This window comes from Leclercia sp. M50 (assembly GCF_037150775.1).
Taxonomy (GTDB): Bacteria; Pseudomonadota; Gammaproteobacteria; order Enterobacterales; family Enterobacteriaceae; genus Enterobacter.
In genome coordinates this window covers 1-3282 of record NZ_JBBCPK010000194.1, presented here as the reverse complement: position 1 = coordinate 3282, position 3282 = coordinate 1, and the positions used below count along the sequence as shown (strand labels likewise).

The 3282-nt window shown below is 58.3% G+C and carries 3 protein-coding genes; all 3 read left to right on the top strand.

Annotated elements, in window-relative coordinates:
- Positions 1-756 (top strand): gluconate operon transcriptional repressor GntR (gene gntR, locus WFM46_RS23305; RefSeq protein ID WP_336998678.1); only part of this gene is annotated, 756 nt, incomplete at its 5' end.
- Between the two features lie 126 nt (positions 757-882).
- A complete protein-coding gene (gntK, locus tag WFM46_RS23300) occupies positions 883-1410 on the top strand; it encodes a gluconokinase (RefSeq protein WP_103177341.1) in 528 nt (175 codons plus the stop codon).
- A gap of 3 nt (positions 1411-1413) precedes the next feature.
- A complete protein-coding gene (gene gntU / locus WFM46_RS23295) occupies positions 1414-2754 on the top strand; it encodes a gluconate transporter (RefSeq protein ID WP_103177340.1) in 1341 nt (446 codons plus the stop codon).
- The last annotated feature ends 528 nt before the right edge of the window (positions 2755-3282 follow it).

Below are 3282 nucleotides of genomic sequence, written 5' to 3'. Positions count from 1 at the left end.
GTGCTTCGCGGCATCGAAAGCGTCACCGACGCCTTTGGCTATCAGACCATGCTCGCCCACTACGGCTACAAGCCGGAGCTGGAAGAGGAGCGTCTCGAATCTATGCTTTCCTGGAACATTGACGGCCTGATCCTGACCGAACGCACCCACACCCCACGCACGCTGAAGATGATCGAAGTGGCGGGTATTCCGGTGGTGGAGCTGATGGACAGCCAGTCGCCGTGCCTGGATATCGCGGTCGGGTTCGATAACTTTGAAGCGGCCCGGCAGATGACGGCGGCGATCATCGCCCGCGGCCATCGTCATGTCGCCTATCTTGGCGCACGTCTGGACGAACGTACTATCATCAAACAGAAGGGGTACGAGCAGGCGATGCTCGACGCGAACTTAACGCCCTACAGTGTGATGGTAGAGCAGTCCTCTTCCTACACCTCCGGCATTGAGCTGATGCGTCAGGCGCGTCGTGAATATCCGCAGCTTGATGGCATCTTCTGTACTAACGATGACCTCGCGGTGGGCGCCGCTTTTGAATGCCAGCGTCTGGGCCTGAAAATCCCGCAGGATATGGCGATTGCCGGTTTCCACGGTCACGACATCGGCCAGGTCATGGAGCCGCGTCTGGCGAGCGTCCTGACGCCGCGTGAACGCATGGGCCGTATCGGTGCGGAACGCCTGCTGGCGCGCATTCGTGGTGAAGCGGTGTCGCCTAAAATGTTAGATTTAGGTTTCACCCTGTCACCAGGCGGATCTATTTAGCGTGACAAGTTTGAACTAGCTCACACTTATTCACTTCGCGCACGTTTGGATATTGCTTCTCTTCAGCCCCGGCAGGACAATGTTACCGATAACTGTTACCCGTAACAATCGACTGAGGGACATACTTTGAGCACCACAAATCCAGATCACCACGTTTATGTCCTGATGGGCGTTTCCGGTAGCGGTAAGTCCGCCGTTGCCAGCGAAGTGGCACATCAAATCCATGCTGCGTTTCTTGATGGTGATTTTCTCCATCCGCGCAGCAACATCAACAAAATGGCCTCAGGTGAGCCGCTGAACGACGACGATCGTAAACCATGGCTGCAGGCCCTGAACGATGCGGCGTTTGCCATGCAGCGCACCAACAAAGTCTCGCTGATCGTCTGCTCTGCGTTGAAAAAAGCCTACCGCGACCAGCTGCGCGAAGGTAACGCCAACCTCTCTTTCATCTACCTGAAGGGCGACTTTGAGGTGATCGAAAGTCGTCTGAAAGCGCGCAAAGGGCACTTCTTTAAGACCCAGATGCTGGTGACGCAGTTTGAAACCCTGCAAGAGCCGGGCGCAGATGAAAGCGATGTGCTGGTGGTCGACATCGATCAACCGTTAGACGGTGTTGTGGCAAGCACCATTGAGGTCATCAACAAAAGGCAGTAAGTTTTGAGTACGTTAACGCTTGTTTTAACAGCAGTAGGCTCCGTGCTGCTACTGCTGTTTTTGGTCATGAAGGCCCGTATGCACGCCTTCGTGGCTTTGATGGTGGTCTCTATTGGTGCAGGTCTCTTTTCCGGCATGCCGCTCGACAAAATCGCTGCGACCATGGAAAAAGGGATGGGAGGCACGCTGGGCTTCCTGGCGATTGTGGTCGCGCTTGGCGCGATGTTTGGCAAAATCCTGCATGAAACTGGCGCGGTCGATCAGATCGCCGTCAAGATGCTGAAATCTTTCGGTCACAGCCGGGCGCATTACGCCATCGGTCTGGCCGGTCTGATTTGCGCCCTGCCGCTGTTTTTTGAAGTGGCGGTAGTGCTGCTGATTAGCGTGGCGTTTTCGATGGCGCGCCACACCGGCACCAACCTTGTGAAGCTTGTTATTCCGCTGTTTGCCGGTGTCGCCGCCGCCGCCGCGTTCCTGCTGCCTGGCCCCGCGCCGATGCTGCTGGCCTCGCAGATGCACGCTGACTTTGGCTGGATGATCCTCATCGGCCTGTGCGCGGCAATCCCGGGCATGCTCATTGCCGGTCCGCTGTGGGGTAACTTCATCAGCCGTTACGTTGAGTTGCACATTCCTGACGAGATCACCGAGCCGCATCTGGGCGAAAACAAAATGCCCTCCTTCGGCTTTAGCCTCGCCCTGATCCTGCTGCCACTGGTGCTGGTCGGGCTCAAAACCATCGCCGCGCGCTTTGTGCCGGAAGGCTCTACCGCCTACGAATGGTTTGAGTTTATCGGTCACCCGTTCACGGCGATCCTGGTGGCCTGTCTGGTGGCGATTTATGGTCTGGCTATGCGCCAGGGCATGGCGAAAGACCGCGTGATGGAGATCTGCGGTGCAGCGCTGCAGCCGGCGGGTATTATTCTGCTGGTGATCGGTGCGGGCGGCGTGTTCAAGCAGGTACTGGTGGATTCCGGCGTTGGCCCGGCGTTAGGTGGGGCGCTTACCGGTATGGGTCTGCCGATTGCGGTGACCTGCTTCGTGCTGGCTGCGGCGGTGCGTATCATTCAGGGCTCCGCTACCGTGGCATGTTTGACCGCCGTCGGGCTGGTGATGCCGGTGATTGAACAGCTGAACTACTCCGGCGCGCAGATGGCGGCGCTCTCTATCTGTATCGCGGGGGGATCTATTGTGGTCTCTCATGTGAACGACGCGGGATTCTGGTTGTTCGGTAAATTTACCGGGGCGACGGAAGCGCAGACGCTGAAGACCTGGACGATGATGGAAACGATCCTCGGGACGACCGGGGCGATTGTCGGGATGATTGCATTTACGTTGTTGAGCTAGCGGCTACCGTAAACCGTAGGCCGGGTAAGGCGTAGCCGCCACCCGGCTTTTTTGTGCGTGCAGGAGAACATGCGGCTCTGTTGGTGGTTCCGTTCACTTTACGTTCAATGCTTCTCTGGGGCGCCAGAACCCGTGAACGTGTCAGGGGGGCTCGCCGCCGCCCCCCTGACCACCCTGGCTCCCGGCCAGGAAAATCGCCGCTTCGCGGTGCCCTCAGCTTATTCCTTCCGGCTATCGGGTCGGGGGCGATCCTACATCCCTGTAGGTCGCCCCCTCTCGGCGCATCCCTGCGCCTCGCCCCGGCCTCCCGTCAACGCTTCGGCGATTTTCAGCCGGACCAGGGAGCCGCTGCGGGTGTTGTGCTTATCTGACTACTTTCGCCGCTGGAGATTTAATTTCGGGTTATGCGGACAGGGACGTAGGCCGGGTAAGGCGTAGCCGCCACCCGGCTTTTTTGTGCGTGCAGGAGAACATGCGGCTCTGTTGGCGGTTCCGTTCACTTTACGTTCAATGCTTCTCTGGGGCGCC